This window comes from Caballeronia sp. LZ001 (assembly GCF_031450875.1).
Lineage (GTDB): Bacteria > Pseudomonadota > Gammaproteobacteria > Burkholderiales > Burkholderiaceae > Caballeronia.
Genome location: NZ_JARTVX010000004.1, coordinates 587,475 through 608,968, shown reverse-complemented (window position 1 = coordinate 608,968; position 21,494 = coordinate 587,475). Strand labels below are relative to the sequence as shown.

Annotated in this window: 23 protein-coding genes; 20 read left to right on the top strand and 3 right to left on the bottom strand. The window is 63.2% G+C overall.

The genetic code is table 11. The annotated features are described in order from the left end of the window. Window positions 1-5: 5 nt before the first annotated feature. Window positions 6-1,151 (bottom strand): branched-chain amino acid ABC transporter substrate-binding protein, encoded by a 1,146-nt coding sequence (locus P9292_RS13125; RefSeq protein ID WP_244829067.1) that lies wholly within the window; start codon window positions 1,149-1,151, stop codon window positions 6-8. 350 nt (window positions 1,152-1,501) lie between these two features. Here P9292_RS13125 and P9292_RS13120 point away from each other — a divergent pair, with 350 nt between their 5' ends. Next, a complete protein-coding gene (locus P9292_RS13120) occupies window positions 1,502-1,936 on the top strand; it encodes a MarR family winged helix-turn-helix transcriptional regulator (protein ID WP_250509799.1) in 435 nt (144 codons plus the stop codon). 29 nt (window positions 1,937-1,965) lie between these two features. On the opposite strand, the gene P9292_RS13115 is transcribed toward P9292_RS13120, so the two are convergent. Continuing rightward, window positions 1,966-2,382 carry a YciI family protein gene (locus P9292_RS13115; RefSeq protein WP_309959375.1) on the bottom strand — a complete coding sequence of 139 codons (417 nt, stop codon included), beginning with the start codon at window positions 2,380-2,382 and terminating at the stop codon, window positions 1,966-1,968. A gap of 186 nt (window positions 2,383-2,568) precedes the next feature. Between P9292_RS13115 and P9292_RS13110 the strand changes: the two genes are divergently transcribed. The 8 genes from P9292_RS13110 (at window position 2,569) to P9292_RS13075 (ending at window position 11,138) form a co-directional block, all read left to right on the top strand. Next, complete coding sequence (locus tag P9292_RS13110; RefSeq protein WP_244829070.1) at window positions 2,569-3,591, top strand: LacI family DNA-binding transcriptional regulator; 1,023 nt, start codon at window positions 2,569-2,571, stop codon at window positions 3,589-3,591. 2 nt (window positions 3,592-3,593) lie between these two features. Beyond that, a complete protein-coding gene (locus P9292_RS13105; RefSeq protein WP_309959371.1) occupies window positions 3,594-5,081 on the top strand; it encodes a sugar ABC transporter ATP-binding protein in 1,488 nt (495 codons plus the stop codon). Then, on the top strand, window positions 5,062-6,078 hold the full coding sequence (locus P9292_RS13100) for an ABC transporter permease (protein WP_244829072.1): 1,017 nt from the start codon (window positions 5,062-5,064) through the stop codon (window positions 6,076-6,078). Before P9292_RS13105 ends, P9292_RS13100 begins: the two co-directional genes overlap by 20 nt. A 28-nt stretch (window positions 6,079-6,106) precedes the next feature. After that, complete coding sequence (locus P9292_RS13095; protein WP_309959369.1) at window positions 6,107-7,069, top strand: substrate-binding domain-containing protein; 963 nt, start codon at window positions 6,107-6,109, stop codon at window positions 7,067-7,069. Between the two features lie 54 nt (window positions 7,070-7,123). Continuing rightward, complete coding sequence (locus P9292_RS13090; RefSeq protein WP_309959367.1) at window positions 7,124-8,185, top strand: sugar phosphate isomerase/epimerase; 1,062 nt, start codon at window positions 7,124-7,126, stop codon at window positions 8,183-8,185. After that, window positions 8,182-9,306: a Gfo/Idh/MocA family oxidoreductase gene (locus tag P9292_RS13085; RefSeq protein ID WP_309959365.1), complete on the top strand. Its 1,125-nt coding sequence runs from the start codon at window positions 8,182-8,184 to the stop codon at window positions 9,304-9,306. Before P9292_RS13090 ends, P9292_RS13085 begins: the two co-directional genes overlap by 4 nt. 162 nt (window positions 9,307-9,468) lie before the next feature. Then, window positions 9,469-10,635, top strand: a complete 1,167-nt coding sequence (locus P9292_RS13080; protein ID WP_309959362.1) for an XRE family transcriptional regulator — start codon at window positions 9,469-9,471, stop codon at window positions 10,633-10,635. A gap of 2 nt (window positions 10,636-10,637) precedes the next feature. Beyond that, entirely contained in the window at window positions 10,638-11,138 is a 501-nt protein-coding gene (locus P9292_RS13075) for a DUF4411 family protein (protein WP_309959360.1), read from the top strand. Window positions 11,139-11,197: 59 nt separating this feature from the next. Here P9292_RS13075 and gndA read toward each other — a convergent pair whose 3' ends face one another. Further along, entirely contained in the window at window positions 11,198-12,604 is a 1,407-nt protein-coding gene (gene gndA / locus P9292_RS13070) for an NADP-dependent phosphogluconate dehydrogenase (RefSeq protein ID WP_244829078.1), read from the bottom strand. Between the two features lie 331 nt (window positions 12,605-12,935). On the opposite strand from gndA, the gene P9292_RS13065 reads away from it, so the two are divergent. From P9292_RS13065 to denD, 11 genes are all read left to right on the top strand, one after another. After that, complete coding sequence (locus P9292_RS13065; protein WP_309959358.1) at window positions 12,936-13,277, top strand: hypothetical protein; 342 nt, start codon at window positions 12,936-12,938, stop codon at window positions 13,275-13,277. A gap of 45 nt (window positions 13,278-13,322) precedes the next feature. Then, the gene (panE, locus tag P9292_RS13060) at window positions 13,323-14,255 is read left to right on the top strand and encodes a 2-dehydropantoate 2-reductase (RefSeq protein WP_309959356.1); all 933 of its coding nucleotides are present in this window, start codon (window positions 13,323-13,325) and stop codon (window positions 14,253-14,255) included. 160 nt (window positions 14,256-14,415) lie between these two features. Next, the gene (locus P9292_RS13055) at window positions 14,416-14,982 is read left to right on the top strand and encodes a chromate transporter (protein ID WP_309959354.1); all 567 of its coding nucleotides are present in this window, start codon (window positions 14,416-14,418) and stop codon (window positions 14,980-14,982) included. Continuing rightward, a complete protein-coding gene (locus P9292_RS13050; RefSeq protein ID WP_309959353.1) occupies window positions 14,979-15,506 on the top strand; it encodes a chromate transporter in 528 nt (175 codons plus the stop codon). Before P9292_RS13055 ends, P9292_RS13050 begins: the two co-directional genes overlap by 4 nt. A gap of 95 nt (window positions 15,507-15,601) precedes the next feature. Continuing rightward, on the top strand, window positions 15,602-15,940 hold the full coding sequence (locus tag P9292_RS13045) for a thioredoxin family protein (protein ID WP_250466457.1): 339 nt from the start codon (window positions 15,602-15,604) through the stop codon (window positions 15,938-15,940). Window positions 15,941-16,031: 91 nt separating this feature from the next. Next, window positions 16,032-16,736: a FadR/GntR family transcriptional regulator gene (locus P9292_RS13040; protein WP_309964009.1), complete on the top strand. Its 705-nt coding sequence runs from the start codon at window positions 16,032-16,034 to the stop codon at window positions 16,734-16,736. Window positions 16,737-16,764: 28 nt separating this feature from the next. After that, the gene (gene ltnD, locus P9292_RS13035; RefSeq protein WP_309959352.1) at window positions 16,765-17,658 is read left to right on the top strand and encodes an L-threonate dehydrogenase; all 894 of its coding nucleotides are present in this window, start codon (window positions 16,765-16,767) and stop codon (window positions 17,656-17,658) included. Next, window positions 17,658-18,944, top strand: coding sequence for a 3-oxo-tetronate kinase (otnK, locus tag P9292_RS13030; protein WP_250466459.1), 1,287 nt, complete (start codon window positions 17,658-17,660; stop codon window positions 18,942-18,944). The genes ltnD and otnK overlap by 1 nt, the downstream gene beginning before the upstream one ends. Further along, a complete protein-coding gene (locus P9292_RS13025) occupies window positions 18,944-19,585 on the top strand; it encodes an aldolase (RefSeq protein ID WP_244829741.1) in 642 nt (213 codons plus the stop codon). Before otnK ends, P9292_RS13025 begins: the two co-directional genes overlap by 1 nt. Before the next feature lie 138 nt (window positions 19,586-19,723). Further along, window positions 19,724-20,512 (top strand): 2-oxo-tetronate isomerase, encoded by a 789-nt coding sequence (otnI, locus tag P9292_RS13020; RefSeq protein ID WP_309959351.1) that lies wholly within the window; start codon window positions 19,724-19,726, stop codon window positions 20,510-20,512. 13 nt (window positions 20,513-20,525) lie between these two features. After that, entirely contained in the window at window positions 20,526-21,491 is a 966-nt protein-coding gene (gene denD / locus P9292_RS13015) for a D-erythronate dehydrogenase (RefSeq protein WP_309959350.1), read from the top strand. The last annotated feature ends 3 nt before the right edge of the window (window positions 21,492-21,494 follow it).

The following is a 21,494-nucleotide window of genomic DNA, read 5'->3' as shown; positions in this document are numbered from 1 at the left end:
AACGCTTACATGCCGTGCTTTGTCACCACGGTGTCCCACTGGCCGTTCTTCACCTGATAGAGCGTCGATGACGCGTTCTTCAAGGCGCCGTTATCATCGAATGCGATCGGGCCGGTGATGCCATCGAAGGAAATCTTCTTTAGCGCCGGCCGATACACCTTGGGATCGGCGGAACCGGCCTTCTCCATTGCGTTGATCGCGGCCCACGCGGCGTCGTAGCCGAACGGCGCATACGAGAGAATCGCCACCCCGAAGCGTTTCTGGAACTTGTCGCTGAACGCCTTGCCTTGCGGCAGCTTGTCGAGCGGGCTGCCGTATTCCCACGCCTGCGCGCCTTCGGCCGCATCGCCGGCGAGCTTGAGGAAGTCGGCATCCATCACGCCGCCGCCGCCCACGAACTGCGCGGTCATGCCGAGCTGCTTCATGCGCTTGACCACGGCTGCCGCTTGCCGATCCAGTCCGCCGAAGAAAATCAGATCGGCGTTGGCCGCCTTCAGACGCGTGAGCTGCGCGCTGAAGTCGACCGTCTGGTTGTCGCTGAATTCGCGCGCGACGATCGTGCCGCCTTTCGCTTTCACCGCTTTCTCGAACTCGTCGGCTTCGCCCTGACCGAAGGCCGTGCGGTCGTCGATGATGCCGATCTTCTTCGCCTTCGTCGTCGTCACCGCGTAGGCGCCGGCGTTGCCCGCGTTCTGCGCATCGCTCGAAATGACCGTGAAGACGTTTTCCAGGCCACGCGTGGTAATGGTCGGGTTAGTCGCCGCGGGGTCGATCAGCGGAATGCCGGCGGTGTTGTAGATCGGCGATGCAGGCAGCGTCGTGCCCGAGTTGAAGTGTCCGACGACCACGGCCACGCCGTCATCCACGAGCTTCTGCGCGGCCTGCACGCCGATGCGCGGGTCGGCCTGATCGTCTTCCGCCGCGATTTCGAACTTCGCCGTCTTGCCGCCGATGCTGATCTTTTTGGCGTTCGCTTCATCGAGCGCGAGTTGCACGCCGTTCTGGAGATCTTTGCCGTAGCCCGCGTTTGCGCCGGTGAGCGGCGCGGCAAAGCCGACTTTCACCGTCATGTCCTCGGCGGCCGCGGCGAACGGCAGCGCGGCAAGCGCGACGGCGGCGCAGACTAGCTTGAGGCTCGTGTGGATACGCATGGTTTCCTCTCCTTGTTGGTCTGACTGACTGTTTCGACTATCGAATGGGACATCGCCACAAGTGCGCCGGCAAGAAGGGCTTTCCCCTCGCGCGCATCCGGCGCACGGTGAACGAGGCGGGACATGCGCAATTTAGGGAGCCAAATTCGCCGCGTCTTGTTGTTAAGTCGCGTGACGGATGCGGATTTCGGCATAGCGTCGGCGGACCGAATACCCAAGCGGGATGCGGCACTGCGGGATTTGAAGCAAGTCGCGCCACGACGATTCGCGCCGCGTCCCGAGAGCCTCCTGTCGCGTCGATGAAAACGCGGCCCTTGACAAAGTGCATATGCACAAATATGCTAAACGGCATGGCTACGAATCCGAACTCTTCTCTCTTCGATTGCAACTGCTTCGCAATCCGTCAGGCCGCGCGCTATGTCTCGCAGTTGTACGAGCGGCATCTGAACGTGGCCGGCATCACGGCCGCGCAATACACGCTCATGTTGGCTATCGCGCGCCGGCCCGATGTGTCGATGGCGGATCTCGCCGACGCCATGGTCATGGACCGCACCACGCTCGTTCGCGCGCTCAAGCCTTTGCAACGCGATGGCATCGTCGAAGCGGAGCAGCAGGCGGCGAGTTCGCGTGCAGTCGGGCTGCGGCTGACGTCGCAAGGCAAGGAGACGCTCAAGAAAGCGGTCGAGCAATGGCGCATCGCGCAGGCCGAGTTCGAAGCGAAGTTCGGAGAGAAGCGCGCGAAGGCCTTGCGTCAATCGCTATTCGAACTGACCGCGTCGGCTTGAGGCGAAAGCACGAATGCTCCGCGTCTGGCTTAAGAGCGCGGCTTGTTGTGCGCTTCATCGAAGCCCGCCGCCGCTTCCTGCACGTCGGGCGGAAAGTCGCCGAACTCCATGACTTGCCGCACTTCGATCACCTCGTTGTCCGAAGCGGGACAACGCTTCGCCCATTCGATGGCCTCTTCGCGCGATTTGACCTGCAGCATCCAGTAACCGCCTAGCACTTCCTTGGCTTCGGCGAAAGGGCCGTCGACGACGCGCGGCTTGCCGCCTTCGAACGAAACGCGCGCGCCCATCGAAGGGGGATGCAGTCCGTCGAGCGCGAGCAACACGCCTGCCTTCTGCAGTTCTTCGTCGTACTTCATCATTGAGGCGACGGCTTCGGCGGAGGGCAGCGTGCCCGGTTGCGCGCTTTCGTAGCCGCGCGGGATCATCAGCATCATGAAACGCATGGAATGCTCCTCGATAAGTTGCAAGCGTGGCCTTTCCCCGCTCACACCCTACGACGAGCCAGCCGCAAGCAAATCGACAGACGCGCGCTTTAAGCGTTTATCCCTAGCCGATTCCGGTTGCTTTAAGCGCGTCTCGCGCCAAATAATGTAATCCATTACATCTCGTTCGCCGCGGTGGCGCGCAGCATGTCGGATACGGTTCGTACACGCGAGGAAGTATCGATAGCGGATGTCGCCGAGCGCGCGGGCGTGTCGGTCGCGACGGTATCGCGCGTGCTCAACGGCCATGCGAACGTGCGCGAGACGACGCGCGAAAAAGTGCGCGTGGCGGTCGCTGCGAGCGGTTACCGCATCAACGAACTTGCGCGCAATCTCCGCACGGCGGAAAGCCGTCTGCTGCTCACCATGGTGCCGGACTTCGGCAATCCGTTTTATGCGGCTATCGTACGTGGCATCGACAGCGTGGCGCGACAAAACGGCTATTTCATGCTGATGTGCGATACCGGCGCCGACCCCTTGCGCGAGCGCAGTTACTTCGACCTGTTACGCGGACGCCGCGCGGATGGCGCAATCTGTCTCGACCCCGCCGCCGTGCAAAAGGCGCTTGCCGAAGAGGCCTCGACCTTGCCGTGGGTAGCGTGCTGCGAATTCGATCCGGGCGCGGGCGTGCCTTACGTGGGCATCGACAATCATCTTGCAGCGGGCGATGTCGTGCGGTATCTGCTTGGCAAGGGACACGAACGCATCGCGCTCATCAACTCGGGACACGGCTATCTGTACGGACGCCAGCGGCTGGCCGGTTATCGCGATGCGCTTCGGGACGCGGGTATCGAAGCCAATCCGGCGTGGCAGGTCGAACTCGAAAGCCTCGATTACGACGCCGGCGAACGCGCGGCCACGCAGCTTGCCTCGCTTGGCGAGCGCACAAGACCGACCGCGATCTTCGCCGTTTCTGACACGCTCGCCATCGGCGTGATGAACGGTTTGCGCGGCGTCGGCTTGCGCGTACCGGAAGATGTCGCGGTAGTGGGCTTCGACGATATCGCGGTGGCCGCACATGTCTATCCGCCGCTTACCACTGTCTCGCAGCCCATGCAGGCGCTCGGTGAAACGGCGGCGGAACTGCTGCTCAAGCGCCTGCGCGATCCACGCGCGGACGTGCCGGGCGTGCTGCTGCCGCATCGACTCATTCAACGAAGGAGCGCGTGAAAATGAGCCTCGCCGTGCGCTTCGAGGGAATCGAAAAACAGTTCGGGCCGGTGCGCGTGCTGCACGGCGTGAGCTTCGATCTGAAGCCGGGACGCATCCACGGCTTGCTTGGCGAAAACGGCGCGGGCAAGTCCACGCTCATGAAAATCCTCGCTGGCTACGAGCGCGCCAACGCAGGCGAGATGGTGATCGACGGAAGACGAGCCGACTTCAGAAGTTCGCGTGAAGCGGAACATGCCGGCATCGTGCTGATCCACCAGGAACTGAACCTCGCGGATCATCTCAGCATCACGCAGAACATGTTTCTCGGGCACGAGTTGCGGCGCGGCTTCTTTCTCGATGAACCGGCCATGCGCGATGCCGCCCGCGACGCGCTCACCGAAGTCGGCCTGCACAAGAACCCGGACACGCGCGTGCGCGACTTGATCGTCGCGGAAAAGCAGTTGGTCGAGATTGCCAAGGCGATGCTGCGCAATGCGCGCCTGCTCATCATGGACGAGCCCACCGCGACGCTCACGCCTTCGGAAACGCAGCGTCTTTTTGCGCTGATGGCACGGCTGAAGGAAGCGGGCGTGACCATCGTCTATATCTCGCACAAGCTCGACGAAGTGGAGCGCGTGACCGACGAAGTGATCGTCATGCGCGATGGCCGCTTCGTCGCGCGCTCGCCGACCGATGAAATCACGCGTCATCAAATGGCGAACCTGATGGTCGGCCGCGAAGTCTCCGACATGTTCCCGGACAAGCCGCCGCTCGCCGCCGATGCGCCCGTCGCCTTCAAGGTCGATCAAGCGTCGGTGCCGGGCTGGGCGGAAGGCGTGAGCTTCTCGGTGCGCGCGGGCGAAGTGTTCGGCTTCGCGGGTCTCGTCGGCGCGGGACGCACGGAACTCTTCGAAGCGCTCGTGGGTTTGCGGCCGCTGAGCGCGGGAACCATCGCGATTGAAAATGGCACCGTGAAGCTCAAAAGCCCGCGCGACGCCATGCGTCACGGCATCACTTACTTGAGCGAAGACCGCAAGGGACGCGGCCTGCATGTCGACATGGCGTTGAAAGACAATCTCACGATGATGACGCTGGAACGCTACGCGCATCCGCTCGTCGACATGCACGCGGAACGCGTGGCGCTCGAAGTCGCCGTGAAGGACTTCGGCATACGCACGGGCAACGCGAAGAGCCGCGCGCGCATGCTCTCGGGCGGCAATCAGCAGAAGCTCGCGCTCGCCAAGTTCCTGCATCCCGATCCGCGCGTGATCGTGCTCGACGAACCGACGCGCGGCGTCGATGTCGGCGCCAAACGCGACATCTATTTCCTGATTCATCGCCTGGCCGCCGAAGGCCGCGCGGTGATCGTGATCTCTTCCGAGCTGATCGAACTCATCGGGCTTTGTCATCGCGTCGCGGTGATGCGCGCGGGCGAGCTCGTCGCGACGCTCGGCATGGAACTCCTGACCGAAGAGAGGTTGATCGCGCATGCGACCGGCACACACTGAAGACACCGCGCAGGAAAGCCGCCTCGCCGCCTACTCACGCATACTGTTCGGCGTCGGGCCGCTGATCGGACTGATCGCGCTTTGCGTCGGCGGAACCATGCTCAACGGCGACTTCGCCACTTTCGACAACGCCATGAACGTGCTCACGCGCACATCGTTCATCGGCATCATCGCGGTGGGGATGACCTTCGTCATCATCTCGGGCGGGATCGATCTGTCGGTCGGGTCAATGGCCGCGCTCATCGCGGGCAGCATGATCTACATGATGAACGGGCTGCTGCAGGGCGTGCGCGGACATGCCGTGCCGCCGCTCGCGATTCTCGCGCTCGGCATCGTGCTGGCGCTCGTGCTCGGTGCGTTGTTCGGGCTCGCGCATGGCTTGCTCGTGACCAAGGGGCGCATCGAGCCGTTCATCGTCACGCTGGGAACGCTCGGCGTGTTTCGCGCGCTTCTGACATGGCTCGCGGATGGCGGCGCGCTCACGCTCGACAATTCGCTCGTCGATCTCTACGGCCCGGTCTATTACGCGAGTCTCTTCGGCGTGCCCGTGCCGATCTGGGTGTTCCTGATCGTCGCGGCGGGCGGCGCTATCGTGCTCAATCGCACGGTGTTCGGGCGTCACGTGCAGGCTATCGGCTCGAACGAACAGGTTGCGCGTTATGCGGCCATTCGCGTGGATCAGGTGAAGATCGCGACCTACGTGCTGCTTGGACTGTGCGTCGCGGTCGCGACCGTGCTCTACGTGCCGCGGCTCGGTTCGGCCACGCCGACCACCGGCCTCTTGTGGGAGCTCGAAGCCATTGCGGCCGTGGTGGTGGGCGGCACCGCGCTCAGAGGCGGCGAAGGGCGCGTGATCGGCACGGTCATCGGCGCGATTCTGCTTTCGGTCATCAACAACATCTTGAACCTGACGAGCATCATCAGCGTGTATCTGAATGCGGCGGTGCAGGGCGCCGTGATCATCTTCGTGGCCTTCCTGCAGCGTGGACGTCGATAGAAGTATCTAAAACACAGGAGACATCGTCATGAAACTCGTGCTTCGCGCGCTCGCCGCGCTTACCTTGACGGCGAGCGCGTTCGCCGTTTCCACGTCCGTATCCGCCGCCGATAAAGTCGTGCTCGGCGTCGCCATTCCGACCGCGACGCACGGCTTCACGGGCGGTATCGTCTGGTGGGCCAACGAAGCGAAGAAGGAACTGGAGAAGGCGCATCCCGACCTCAAGGTGATCGTGAAGACGGCGGCCGGCGCGCCCGAACAGGCCAACCAGTTGCAGGATCTCGTGACGGTCAACAAGATCAATGCGCTCGTGATTTTCCCGTTCGAATCGGCGTCGCTCACGCAGCCGGTCGCGCAGGTGAAGAAGAAAGGCGTGTACGTGACGGTCGTGGATCGCGGCTTGACCGACACCAGCGCGCAGGACGCGTACGTCGCCGGCGACAACACCGCGTTCGGCAAGCTACCTGCCGAGTATCTCGCGAAGACGCTGGACAACAAGGGCGATATCGTCGCGTTGCGCGGCATTCCGACGACCCTCGACAACGAACGCTGGGCCGCGTTCGAAGGCGTGATCAAGCAGCATCCGGACATGAAGATTCTCGATGCGAAATACGCCAACTGGAATCGCGACGACGCCTTCAAGACCATGCAGGACTATCTCACGCGCTTCAAGCACATCGACGCCGTGTGGGCCGCCGACGACGACATGATGATCGGCGTACTGAAGGCGATCGAGCAGGCAAAGCGCACCGATATCAACGAAGTGTTCGGCGGCGCGGGATCGAAGGAAGCGGTCAAGCGCATCATGGATGGCGACAAGCTCGTAAAGGCCGACGTCTCGTACTCGCCGAAGTTCATCTACGACGCGATCAAGCTCACCGCCGAAGCGCGCCTGAAGGGCGACAAGCTGCCGCCGACCACGATCATTCCCTCGGTGCTCATCACGAAGGAGAACGCCAAGCAGTTCTATTACCCGAACTCGCCGTTCTGAGTGGCGGGCCGGTTTCGACCGGCCCTTCGCGTTGTTCAAATATCGAGGCGAAAGATGAAGACCATCAAGGGCCCCGCGATCTTTCTCGCGCAATTCATGGGCGACGACGTGCCGTTCGACTCGCTCGCGCATCTCGCGTCGTGGGCGAAAGGACTCGGCTACGCGGGCATTCAGGTGCCGGCGGACCCGCGTCTCATCGATCTGGAGAAGGCCGCATCCAGCGATGCGTATTGCGACGACATTCGCCGCACCGTCGAGGATGCGGGCGTCGCGATCACCGAATTGTCTACGCATCTGCAAGGGCAACTGGTCGCGGTGCATCCGGCCTACGACACCTTGTTCGATGGCTTCGCCGCGCCCCATGTGCGAGGCAATCCGGCCGCGCGCACCGAATGGGCGACCGGGCAATTGAAGTACGCGGCGGCGGCATCGAAACGGCTCGGGCTCGCCGCGCATGTGACCTTTTCGGGCGCGCTCGCGTGGCCGTATTTCTATCCGTGGCCGCAGCGTCCGGCGGGTCTCGTCGAAGCCGCATTCGAGGAACTTACCGCGCGCTGGCGACCGATTCTCGATGAGTTCGAGCACGCGGGCGTCGACGTGTGTTACGAACTGCACCCCGGCGAAGACCTGCACGATGGCGTGACCTTCGAGCGCTTTCTCGCGGCGGTGGATGACCATCCGCGCGCGAATATCCTGTTCGATCCGAGTCACTTCGTTTTGCAGCAACTCGATTATCTGGCGTTCATCGACATCTATCACGCGCGCATCAAGGCGTTTCATGTGAAGGACGCGGAGTTCCGGCCGAATGGCCGCCAAGGCGTGTACGGCGGATATTCGGGATGGGTCGAGCGCGCCGGGCGCTTTCGCTCGTTAGGCGACGGGCAGATCGACTTCAAGGCGATCTTCTCGAAGATGGCGCAATACGATTTCCCAGGCTGGGCCGTGCTCGAATGGGAATGCGCGTTGAAGCATCCGGAAGACGGCGCGCGCGAAGGCGCGGTGTTTATCCGCGATCACATCATCCGCGTGGCCGAACGCGCCTTCGACGACTTCGCGGGCAGCGGCGCGAATCGCGAGCAGTTGCGCGGCGTGCTCGGCATGGGAGAAACGCGATGAAGCGCGTGCGGCTGGGCATGGTCGGCGGCGGCGAGGGCGCGTTTATCGGCGCGGTGCATCGGATCGCGGCGCGGCTCGACGACCGTTATGAGCTGGTGGCGGGCGCGTTGTCATCGGACCCACGGCGCGCGGCGGCGAGCGCATCGGCAATCGGTTTGCCGCGCAGCTATGGCGATTATCGCGAAATGGCGCGCGTCGAGGCGGGGCGTTCGGACGGCGTGGAAGCGGTGGCTATCGTCACGCCGAATCATCTGCATGCGCCCATTGCCACGGCGTTTCTCGAAGCCGGCATCCACGTGATCTGCGACAAGCCGCTCGCGGTATCGCTGGCCGAAGGCGAGGCGCTGCAAAAGCTCGCGCGCGACAAGGGGCTGGTGTTCGCGGTGACATACACGTACACGGGCTATCCGCTCGTGCGGCATGCGCGCGGCATGGTGCGGCAGGGATTGCTGGGTGATATCCGCGTGGTGCAGGTCGAGTATGCGCAGGACTGGCTCTCGTTGCCGGTGGAAACGCAGGCGAACCGTCAGGCCGTGTGGCGCACCGATCCCGCGCTCGCGGGGCCGGCGGGATGCCTCGGCGATATCGGCACGCACGCGTATCAGCTTGCCGACTATGTGACGGGGATGCGGCCGTCGGAGTTGGCGGCGGAAGTGACGACGTTCGTGCCGGGGCGGCGTATCGACGATCACGTGCAAGCGATGCTGCGCTACGCGAACGGCGCGCGCGGCATGTTGTGGGCGAGCCAGGTCGCGGCGGGCGAAGAGAACGCGTTGCGCCTGCGCGTTTATGGCACGAAGGCCGGTTTGATGTTCGATCAGCAGGAGCCGAACGAATTGTGGTTCACGCCGGTGGGCGGCGCGTCGCAGCGAATCACGCGCGGACGCGTGCAAAGCGCCGAGGCGCTGCACGCGACGCGGGTTCCGGCGGGGCATCCGGAAGGCTATCTGGAGGCTTTCGCGCAGCTTTATACGGATGCGGCGGCGTGTATCGCTAGCGGGACGACGCAGGGGGATGACTGGCTGACCACGGTCGAGGATGGCGTCGCGGGGTTGAGGTTCGTGGAGGCGGTGTTGAGGAGTAGTGGGAGGGATGGGGCTTGGGTGGGGGTATCTGACTGAAGCGGTGTGCCTGCTTCAAGTCAACGACACAGTGCTATTTCCAATGGTAGGCTCTTGTCATTCATTTCCCGAATGACGATCAAGGCGTTTCCTTAGCGGCCGGACCTTGAGCATCGTTTGACGCAATCGAGGTGGCAGCAGGTGGCAGCGACACTCCCTGTAATGACCGAGGCACGAATCAATCCCGCGATACTTTCCTGGGCGCTCGAGCGTTCGGGTATCGACGCGCCAGCACTGGCCGACAAGCTGGGAACACCGGCTGCACGCGTCTCTTCGTGGGAAGCCGGCGTGCGAATGCCTACCTTCAGGCAGGCCAAGCGGATTGCGGAGCTTACGCATATACCCTTTGGCTACCTCTATCTTGCCGAGCCGCCTGAAGAACCCCTGCCCATTGCAGATTTCCGGACTGTCGGCGATGGTCCGGTCAAGCCGCTCAGCACGAATTTCCGCGAGTTGCTAAACGACGTCTTGAGGAAGCAAGCGTGGTTCAGGGAACACCGGCAGCAGCAGGGCGAGCCATCGCTAGATTTTCCCGGACGGCTCGACATGCACAGCGCCGCCACCACCGTCGCGGCCAATATGAAACGTGCGCTCAAGATAACCGCGCAGGATCGCGCCGAAAGCGGCAACTGGGAAGACTATTTGCGCTTGTTGATCGGGCGCATCGAGGCGGCGGGCGTTCTCGTCATGCGTTCGGGAATCGTCGGGAACAATACGCATCGTCCGCTTTCGGTCGATGAGTTTCGTGGCTTCGCCATTGCCGATGAACTTGCGCCCGTCATCTTCCTGAATGCGAGGGACGCAAAGGCCGCCCAGATCTTCACGGTGATACACGAACTGGCTCATATCTGGCTCGGGGCGAGCGGTATATCCAACGAGCGGCTCGGGGACGTCAAGGCGCGCGATAGCGACATCGAACGTCAATGCAACGCTGCCGCGGCCGAATTCCTCGTTCCCGCCGAGGAGCTTCGCGGCCGCTGGACGCCGCGTCAGGACTTCGCAGCGCAAGTGCGCGAGCTCGCGCGAATGTTCAAGGTAAGCGGAATCGTGATCGGTCGTCGCGCGGTCGAACTGCGCTTCGCGACGTGGGACGAATTCAGTCGCTTCTATGAATCCGAACGTCGAGACTGGGCCGCGGCCGGAGCGCGCAGGACTCGCGGCGGCAATGCCTACAAGACGCTGGCGGTCAGAAACAGCAAGTTACTCACGAAGGCGGTACTGGAATCGGCTCTCGAAGGCCGCATGCTGCTGCGCGACGCAGGCAGCATGCTTGGAATCAGTCCTGCAAAGCTCAGACAACTCGCGGACAGTGTGTACGGGGAAAAGTAAGCATGTATCTGTTGGACAGCAACATTTTTATCGAGGCGCAGAATCGGTATTATGCAAGCGATATTTGCCCTGGCTTCTGGGATTGGCTGGACGACGCGAATGCGAAAGGGCTGATTGCGAGCATCGGCGAAGTCTACGACGAACTCGCGGGCAAGGGAGACGGTCTTGCGGAGTGGATCGAGGCGCGGCGCGGAACCGGTTGGTTCGTGGATGTGACAGACGAAGAAACCCAATCTTCTTTTATCGAAATCGTTCAGCATATCGAATCAATTGACCGATACACCCGGCCGAGCAGAGATCAGTTCCTTGGCGGCGCGGACCCGTGGCTTATTGCGAAAGCCCGAACGATGGGTTGCGGCGTTGCGACCCACGAACGTTTCCACGAGCACACGACCAAAGTAAAGATTCCGAATGTCTGCGTCAATTTCGGCGTGCCGATTCGCGACACGTTCGACATCTTGCGCGAGCTTCGAATTTCTTTTGGCTGGGCGCGTGCGGCCTGAACCATCAAAAAAAAAGCGGCTCCAAAAGAGCCGCCCCGCTTCAACTCAAACCAGCACCCTCAAGCCCAGTTAGCGTGAAAGCTTCCCGGCTTATCCGTGCGCTCGAACGTATGCGCACCGAAAAAGTCCCGCTGCGCCTGCACGAGATTCGCCGGCAGTGTTTCCGACCGGTAGCTGTCGAAATACGCCACCGCCGATGAAAACGCCGGCACCGGCACGCCCGCCTTCACCGCCGCCACGACGACATCGCGCAATGCGTCCTGGTACTTCGCGGCGATATCGCTGAAATACGGATCGAGCAGCAAATTGGCTAGCCCCGCGTCCTTCTCATATGCGTCCGTGATCTTTTGCAGGAAGCGCGCGCGGATAATGCAACCCGCCCGGAAAATCTTGGCGATGGTGCCGTACTGCAAGTTCCAGTCGTATTCGTCCGATGCCGCGCGCAACTGCGCAAAGCCCTGCGCGTAGGAAACGATCTTGCTCAGATACAGCGCACGCCGCACCGATTCGATAAATGCCTCACGGTCGCCGTCGAACTTCGGCGACGGACCGGTGAGTACCTTGCTCGCCTTCACGCGCTGATCCTTCAGCGACGACAAAACACGCGCGAACACCGCTTCGGTAATCAGCGGCAACGGTGCGCCGAGATCGAGCGCGTTCTGGCTCGTCCACTTGCCCGTGCCTTTCTGCGCCGCGCGATCCAGAATGACATCGACGAGATCCTTGCCGGTTTCGTCGTCTTTCTTCGAGAAAATCTTCGACGTGATTTCGATCAGGTAGCTGTCCAGCTCGCCCTGATTCCACTCGACGTACACCTTGCCGAGTTCTTCGTTCGACAGACCCGCCACGCGCTTCAGCACGTCGTAGCTTTCGGCGATCAATTGCATGTCGCCATACTCGATGCCGTTGTGCACCATCTTCACGAAGTGACCCGCGCCGTCCGGGCCCATGTACGCGACGCACGGTTCGCCGTCAGGCGCCTTCGCGGCGATCTCGGTGAGGATCGGTGCGACGAGTTCGTAGGCTTCTTTCTGGCCGCCCGGCATGATCGACGGGCCCTTGAGCGCGCCTTCCTCACCGCCCGACACGCCCGTGCCGATGAAATGCAGCCCCGACTTCGCGAGGTCCTGATTGCGGCGGATGGTATCGGTGAAATGCGTATTGCCGCCGTCGATGAGAATGTCGCCCTTGTCCAGCAGCGGACGCAGCGCGTCGATGGTGGCATCCGTGCCGGCACCGGCCTTGACCATCAACAGAATGCGGCGCGGAGTTTCGAGCGACTGCACGAACTCTTCGAGCGTGTACGCGGGCACGAGCTTCTTGTCGGGATGTTCGGCAATCAGTTCATCGGTTTTTTCGCGGCTGCGGTTGTAGACCGAAACGGCGTGGCCGCGGCTCTCGATATTCAAGGCCAGGTTGCGGCCCATGACGGCGAGGCCCACTACGCCGATAGCTTGCTTGCTCATTGCTTGATCTCCGGATGGCCGAAGCCCGCGGCTCGTGGCGCAAGGCTTCGGGGATGAAACGTATCGATAAATGCGGCGTTCGCAGGATGAAGAGATCGTCTTCACGCGCGGTTCGCGCCGGGGCCGGCTGAAGGCCCGGTGCGACGCGCTGCGGCGCGGCCGGAATTCTACCGGCGGCGCGGCCGCTGACGCGAACGCAGACCGACCCGAATTTACCACTTTGAGCGCCATCCGGCAGGGAAAGCGCGCTCTCGGCAGGGCGTTCGGGCAGCGCACGCGGCGCCGTCATAGAATGACCAGCCCAACGAGCAAGCCGCGAGGCAATTCATTCATGGCGCAGGCCCGGCGCGCGCGAGCGCATCATTATTCGGTCTACGTCGTCGAGCTGGCGGACGCAGTCTGGGACGAGGCGCGCTTTCGTCGTGCGAATCCGGATTACGTGTTGGGCAAGCCGTTCGTCTATGTCGGCATGACGGGAATCGATCCCGACGTGCGCTTCGACAAGCACAAGGCGGGCATTCAGTCGAACCGCTTCGTGCGCGATTTCGGCTTGCGGCTCTTGCCGCATCTGTATGAGATGTACAACCCGATGCCCTACGAGGGCGCACGCGACATGGAAGTGGAACTTGCAATCGGCTTGCGCGAAGCGGGTTATGGCGTCTGGCAGGCGTGAAGACCGATCACGAACACGAGCACCATCAACGACACGGAGCGTGACATGCGGATTCTGGTAGTGGGCGCGGGCGCCATCGGCGGATACTTCGGCGCGCGGTTACTCGAAGCAGGCAGGGACGTGACCTTTCTGGTGCGCGAACGCCGCGCGCAGAAGCTGCACGAGAGTGGCCTCGTGGTGAAAAGTCCGGCCGGCGATCTCCATTTCGACGCGCCGCCGCTCGTGCTGGCAAGGGACATCGATAAGCCGTTCGATCTCGTCATGCTGAGCTGCAAGGCTTATGACCTGGCCAACGCCATCGATTCGTTCGCGCCCGCGGTCGGACCGGACACCGCGATCCTGCCGCTTCTGAACGGCATGGGCCATCTCGACGTGCTCGATGCGCGCTTCGGCACGGCAAAAGTGCTCGGCGGGCAGTGCGTGATCGGCGCGACGCTCGGCGCTGAAGGCGAAGTGCTCCATCTGAACGAGATGCAGTCGATGACCATCGGCGAGCGCGCGGGCGGGCGTTCGGCGCGCATCGACACAATCGCCGCGCAATTGAGCGACGCGCGGTTCGATCTGCAGGTGAGCGAGGACATTCTGCAGGCGATGTGGGAGAAGTGGGTCTTCCTGGCGACGCTCGCCACGGGAACGTGCCTGATGCGCGCGCCCGTTGGCGACATCGTGAGCGCGCCGGGTGGCGATGATGTGTTGCGTCGTCTCTTCGACGAATGCAGCGGGATCGCGGCCGATAACGGTCATTCGCCGGGCGAGGCGCTCGTCACGCGTGCACGCGGTTACTTCACGGACCGCGGTTCGCTGATGACGGCTTCGATGCTGCGCGATCTGGAAAACGGCGCGCGGATCGAAGCGGATCATATCGTCGGCGACTTGCTGGCGCGGCGCAAGACGTCGGTGGATGGCGCTTCCGTGCTGGCAATCGCGTTTGCGAATCTGAAGGCTTACGAAGCGCGGCGGGCGCGGCTGGCTGGCTGAGGACGGCGATGCCGCCGCGTTCGCCTTCGCCTTCGGAGCGGCGAACCGCCATGCGTACCGCATCGCTTTCAATCAACCTACAACGATAACACCTCTTCTGGCGCACATCGGGACGCTGTACCCTTTCGGCTTTCCCGATGAACGTTCACGCCCGCGCCTCATGTCATCCGATCCCGCTCTCACCGGGCACACCGCCGCGCCGCCCACCGTCTCGCAGATCTTCACTGGCTTTCTCACGCTCGGCCTCACCGCGTTCGGCGGCGCGTTGCCACTCGCGCGGCGCGAGATCGTCGAACGCCGCAAATGGCTGACTGCCGACGAGTTCACCGATCTCCTCGGCCTCTGCCAGTTCCTGCCGGGCGGCAACGTGATCAACCTGTCGGTGGCTATCGGCATGCGCTTTCGTGGCCTGGCCGGCGCGTTCGCGGGCCTGCTCGGGCTGATCGGCGGGCCGTCGCTGATCGTGATCGCGCTGGGCGTGATCTATCAGCGCACGCATCAGGACCCTCGTATCGCGCATCTGTTCGCGGGGCTTGCGGCGGCGGCGGCCGGGCTGCTGATCGCGATGGCCATCAAGATCATGTGGCCGCTGCGCAAGAAGCCCGAGGCGGCAGTCATCGCGCTCGTCATGCTCGCGGCCATCGCGTTCCTGCGCACGCCCTTGCTTCCGTCGATGCTCGTGCTCACGCCGATCTCGGTCCTCATTGCGTGGAAGGTGCGCCGATGATCGCGAATCTGCTTTCGCTCGCCGCCATCTTCAGCCAGCTCTCGCTGCTCGCGTTCGGCGGCGGCAACACCATTCTTCCCGAGATGCAGCGGCAGGTCGTGCAAGTACACGACTGGATGACGAAGGCCGACTTTTCCGCGCTCTTTGCACTGGCGCAGGCGGCGCCCGGGCCGAACATGATGATCGTCACGCTGATCGGCTGGCATGTCGCGGGCTGGCCGGGCGTGCTGGTCACGTCGATCGCGAAGTTCGGGCCGTCATCGCTCGTGACGATTGCCGCGCTGCACGCGTGGGAGCGCTTCAAGGACCGGCCGTGGCGGCGCTATGTGCAACTCGGTCTCGTGCCGATCACGGCGGGCCTCGTGGCGGCGAGCGCGCTGCTGATTGCCGAGGCATCCGATCAGACGTGGATGCTGGTCGCGATCACCGCTGTCGTGGCGGTCGTGTCGTACAAGACGAAACTGCATCCGCTGTGGTTGCTGGCGGGCGGAGCGCTGATCGGGCTGACGGGAATCGGGCAGTGAACCGGGCTAGAAGTGCGGTTCCGCAAAGGCCGGCTCAAGCACGCGGGCGCACTTTCTGCTGAAATCGAACCGGACAAGACAGCCAGGACGAAGCCATGACCATGACCACCGAATACGCGAAAACCGCGCCCGAGCGCGCTGAACTCGATGCATCGACGGCGCCCGTCGTCATCGAATTCGGCACCGACTGGTGCGGCTTCTGCCGCGCCGCGCAGCCGCTGATCGCACAGGCGTTCCAGGATCATCGCGATATCCGTCACATGAAGATCGAGGACGGCAGCGGCCGACCGCTCGGCCGCTCGTTTCGCGTCAAGCTTTGGCCGACGCTCATTTTCATGACAGGCGGCAAGGAAGTCGCGCGGCTGGTCCGTCCCGGCGACGCGTCCGAAATACGCGATGCGCTGGCGCTGATCGACGATCCTTTGGAGCAGTAGCCGCTTTCCGGCTAGGGGTTAAAGCTGATACGATCTCGGCCACGCAAACTTGTATGATGACCCGATGACCGTACAAGAGCCGTCCATCCGCATGTTCGAAAAGATTCCGTCCCGCGCACTGAGCGATACGGTCGCGCAGCAATTGCAAAAGCTGATCGAGAAGGGAAGTTTCACCGCCACCGGCAAGCTGCCGACCGAAGCCGTGCTCGCGCAGGAGTTCGGCGTGAGCCGCACGGTGATTCGCGAGGCCATTTCGCGGCTGAAGAACGAAGGCATGGTCGAACCTCGGCAAGGCAGTGGCGTCTTCATCGTCGAGCGCGCGGGCATTCGGCCGTTGCGGATCGACTACGCACAGGCCGTCGAGCCGGGCTCCGTGCTGCATATCCTCGCGCTGCGCCGGGCGATCGAAGCCGAAGTCGCGTCCGAAGCCGCGATGCGCCGCACCGACGAGCAAATGGCCGCCATCGACGCCGCGCTCGCTCGTATTGACGAAGCCGTGCGCGCCGGCCAGAACGGCGTGGCGGAAGACGTGGCGTTCCATCGCGAGATCGCGACCGCCACGGGCAATCCTTATTTCCTCAAGACGCTCGCTTTCCTGAGCCAGTACCTCGAAGCCGGAACCATCGTCACGCGCGGCAACGAAGCGCTGCGCGAAGACTTCTCGCGACAAGTGCGCGAGGAACACGCCGCCATCGCCGAAGCCATTCGCGCCGGCGACCCCATGGCCGCGCGCAACGCCGCTCAGACACATCTCTACAACGCCGCGCGCCGACTGGCGGAAGCGGGCCTTTGCTAACCGCTTCATCGAAAATCAAGAGAACGCTATGTCAAGAAACGTGGGAGTCATCGGGCTGGGCGCAATGGGTCTGGGCGTCGCGCGCTCGCTATTGCGCGCGGGCTTCGCCGTGCATGCATGCGATGTCCGCCAGCAAGCGCTCGATTCGTTCGCGGCCGAAGGCGGCATTGCATGCGCGTCGCCGGCCGAAATGGGCGGCAAGTGTGAGGTCGTCGTCACGCTGGTCGTGAACGCCGCGCAAACCGAAGCCGTTCTGTTCGGCGATAACGGCGCGGTCCCGGCGATGAAACCGGGCAGCGTCGTGCTCGCCTGCGCGACGGTCGCGCCGGGTTTCGCGGTGGAGCTCGGCAAGCGCGTCGTGGCAACCGGCGTGCTGATGCTGGACTCGCCGGTATCGGGCGGCGCCGCCAAGGCCGCATCCGGCGAAATGACGATGATGACCTCCGGCCCCGCCGATGCCTACGCCGCCTGCGAAGACGTGCTCGATGCCATCGCGGGCAAGGTGTATCGGCTGTCGGAGGAGCACGGCGCGGGCTCGAAGGTAAAGATCATCAACCAGTTGCTGGCGGGCGTGCATATCGCCGCCGCCGCCGAAGCCATGGCGCTCGGCCTGCGCGAAGGCGTGGACCCGGACGCGCTCTACGACGTCATCACGCACAGCGCGGGCAATTCGTGGATGTTCGAGAACCGCGTGCCGCACATTCTCTCGGGCGACTACACGCCGCTATCCGCCGTCGATATCTTCGTGAAGGACTTGGGCCTCGTGCTCGATACGGCCCGCACGTCGAAGTTTCCGCTGCCGCTTTCGGCGGCCGCGCATCAGATGTTCATGATGGCCTCGACTGCCGGACACGGCGGCGAGGACGATTCCGCAGTCATCAAAATTTTTCCGGGCATCGAAGTCCCGAAGGGAGCGAAATAATGGCGCAGGCCTTGCTTGGCTGCATCGCAGACGATTTCACCGGCGCGACCGATCTCGCCAACATGCTCGTGCGCGGCGGCATGCGCACGGTGCAAAGCATCGGCGTTCCGGCAGCCGGGACGAAGATCGAAGCCGACGCGTTGATCGTCGCGCTGAAATCGCGCACGATTCCCGCCGAGGACGCCGTGCGTCAGTCGCTCGAAGCGCTCGAATGGCTGCGCGCGCAAGGCTGCCGCCAGTTCATCTTCAAGTATTGCTCGACCTTCGATTCCACCGACAAGGGCAATATCGGCCCGGTCGCGGACGCCTTGCTCGAAGCGCTGAACGACGACTTCACCATTGCCTGCCCCGCGTTTCCCGAGAACGGCCGCACGATCTTTCGCGGCAACCTCTTCGTCGGCGACGTGCTGCTGAATGAATCGGGCATGGAGAACCATCCGCTCACGCCAATGACCGATCCCAACCTCGTGCGCGTGCTGCAACGGCAAACGAAGTCGAAGGTCGGCCTGATTCGCTACGACACGGTCATGAAGGGCGCGGATGCGGTACGCGCGCGCATCGCCGAACTGAAGAAGGATGGCGTGCGCCTGGCTATCGCGGATGCCATTTCCGACGCCGATCTCTTCGTACTCGGCGACGCCCTCGGTGACCTCAAGCTCATCACGGGCGGCTCGGGTATCGCGCTTGGACTGCCGGAAAATTATCGCGCGGCGAATCTGCTTGCTCATGCGGAAGATGCGGGCGAGCTGCCGAAGATCGAAGGCAGGTCGGTGGTGCTCGCGGGCAGCGCGTCGAAGGCCACGAATGCGCAGGTCGCGGAGTGGCGCGCGTCGAAGCCGAGTTTTCGCGTCGATCCGCTGGCGCTGTCGCGCGGCGAAGCGGTCGTCGATCAGGCGCTGGAATTCGCGCGCAGTCATGGCGATGAAACCGTGCTCATCTACGCAACGTCTTCGCCGGATGACGTAAAGGCCGTGCAGAAGGAACTGGGCGTGGAGAAGGCGGGACAGCTGGTTGAAGACGCGCTCGCCGCGATTGCGCGGCAACTGCGCGACGCAGGCGTGCGCAAGTTCGTGGTCGCGGGCGGCGAGACATCGGGCGCGGTCGTGCAGGCGCTCGACGTGCGTTCGTTGCGTATCGGACCGCAGATCGATCCGGGTGTGCCCGCGACGCAATCCATCGGCGCCAATGCAGACGATGCGCCGCTCGCGCTTGCGCTCAAGTCGGGCAACTTCGGCACGACGGATTTCTTTGCGAAGGCCTTGAAGGCGCTGGACGGGGTGGCGTGATGTCGTCGAACGAAAACCGTATCCGCGAGGAAATCTGCGTGACGGGCGCGAGCCTGTACGAACGTCGCTATACCGTGGGCAGCGCGGGCAATATCAGCGCGCGTCTCGACGATGGCTGGCTCATCACGCCGACCGACGCGTGCCTCGGCCGGCTCGATCCGGCGGATATCGCGAAGGTGGATCTGGAAGGCAAGCATGTGTCGGGCGGACGTCCATCCAAGACGCTGGCGCTGCATCGGCGCATCTACGAGAACAATGCGGATGCGCACGGCGTCGTGCATACGCATTCGACGCATCTCGTCGCGCTGACGCTCGCGGGCGTCTGGAAAAACGAGGACGTGTTGCCGCCGATCACGCCGTACTACGTCATGAAAGTCGGCCATGTGCCGCTGATTCGCTATCGACGTCCGGGCGATCCGGCCGTGGCGGAAGAAGTGGCGGCGCTGGCATCGACGGTGCGCGCGGTCTTGCTTGAGCGGCTCGGACCGGTGGTGTGGGAAAAGTCGGTGGCGCATGCGTCGTATGCGCTGGAGGAACTGGAGGAGACGGCGCAGCTTTACTTATCGACGATGCCGAGGCCTGCGCCGTTGCCCGACAGCGCGCTCGAGGATTTGCGCACGACGTTCGGTGCGCGTTGGTGAGAGCCGTGCGAGGTTGCGAAGGCCGCGCGCGGTAACGACGCCGCAGCGGCACTCGGCGACCGCAACCAAGAGCAATTAACGCGCTGACTTTAGTGGTCAAGACCCGGAATCGAACGCATTGAAAAGGAGACAACCGCAATGCCCCGCTTTGCAGCCAACCTCACGATGATGTACCCGGAACACGAGTTCCTCGACCGCTTCGGCGCAGCCGCGAAAGACGGCTTCAAGGCGGTCGAATTCCTGTTTCCCTATGACTTTTCGGCATCGGACATCAAAACCCGATTGCAGGACAACAACCTCACGCAAGCGCTTTTCAACGCGCCGCCGGGCGACTGGGCCGCGGGCGAACGCGGCATCGCGTCCTTGCCGGGCCGCGAGGACGAATTCAAGAAGAGCGTGGACAAGGCGCTCGAATACACCGCCGCGCTCGGCAACAAGAAACTGCACTTCATGGCGGGACTCATCAAGCCCGGCGAGTCGCGCGAGGAGCGCAAGGCGATCTACCTGAAAAATCTCGCGTATGCGGCGAAGCAGGCGGAATCGGCGAACGTGGATGTCGTGATCGAGCCGATCAACACGCGCGACATTCCCGGCTTCTTCCTCAATCGTCAGGACGAAGCACAGGCTATCTGCGATGAAATCGGCGCGCCGAATCTGCAAGTGCAATTCGACATCTATCACTGTCAGATCGTGGAAGGCGATGTCGCGGTCAAACTCAAGCGCGACATGAAACGCGGGAACGCGGGCATCGGCCATATTCAGATTGCGGGCGTGCCGGATCGACACGAGCCGGATCTGGGCGAACTCAACTACCCGTATCTGTTCGATCTCATCGATTCGCTGGGCTACGAAGGCTACATTGGCTGCGAGTATCGCCCGAAAGCGGGTACGTCCGCGGGCCTCGGCTGGCTCAAGCCTTACCTATAAAAAAGGAGACGACATGAAGGTTCTGATCACGGGAGGCGCAGGCTTCCTCGGGCAAAAGCTCGCCAAACGTCTGCTGGAAAAAGGCGAACTCGACGGCAAGCCGGTCACCGAGCTCGTATTGCTCGATGTCGCGCGCCCGAGCGATGCCGCGCTTCTCGACGACAAGCGCGTCAAAGCCGAAACCGGCGACATCTCGGACAAGGCCACGCTCGAGCGCTACATCGATACGAAGACGGAGGCGATTTTTCATCTCGCGGCCATCGTGAGCGGCCAGGCGGAAGCCGACTTCGACCTCGGCATGAAGATCAATCTCGATGCCTCGCGCGCGCTGCTCGAAGTGTGCCGCGCGCGGGGCCACGTGCCGCGCGTCGTGTTCACGAGTTCGGTCGCGGTGTATGGCGGAACGCTGCCGGAAGTCGTGCAGGACGACACCGCGCTCAACCCGCAATCGTCGTATGGAACGCAGAAGGCCATCGCGGAATTGCTGCTGTCCGATTTCTCACGGCGCGGCTTCGTCGATGGCCGCGTGCTGCGCCTGCCGACCATCAGCGTGCGGCCGGGCAAGCCGAACGCGGCGGCGTCGTCGTTTGCGAGCGGCATCATCCGCGAGCCGCTCAATGGCGAGCGCTCGGTATGTCCCGTCGATGGCGACACGCGCGTCTGGCTGCTCTCGCCGAAAAGCGCGGTGGATGCGCTCATCGCCGGATGCGAGATCGAGCGCGCGAAGCTGGGTCTTCGGCCGGTGATCAATCTGCCGGGGCTTTCGGTGAGCGTGAACGAGATGGTCGCGGCGCTGCGTGAAGTCGCGGGCGATGAAGTCGTGGCGCGCATCGACTTCGAGCCGGAGCCGCGCATCGAAAAGATCGTGGGAAGCTGGCCGGGCGCGTGGAATCCAGCGCGTGCTGAAGAACTCGGGCTCACGGGCGACAAGTCTTTTGCCGATGTGATTCGCGCGTATATCGCCGATCAGCGCGGTTAAATG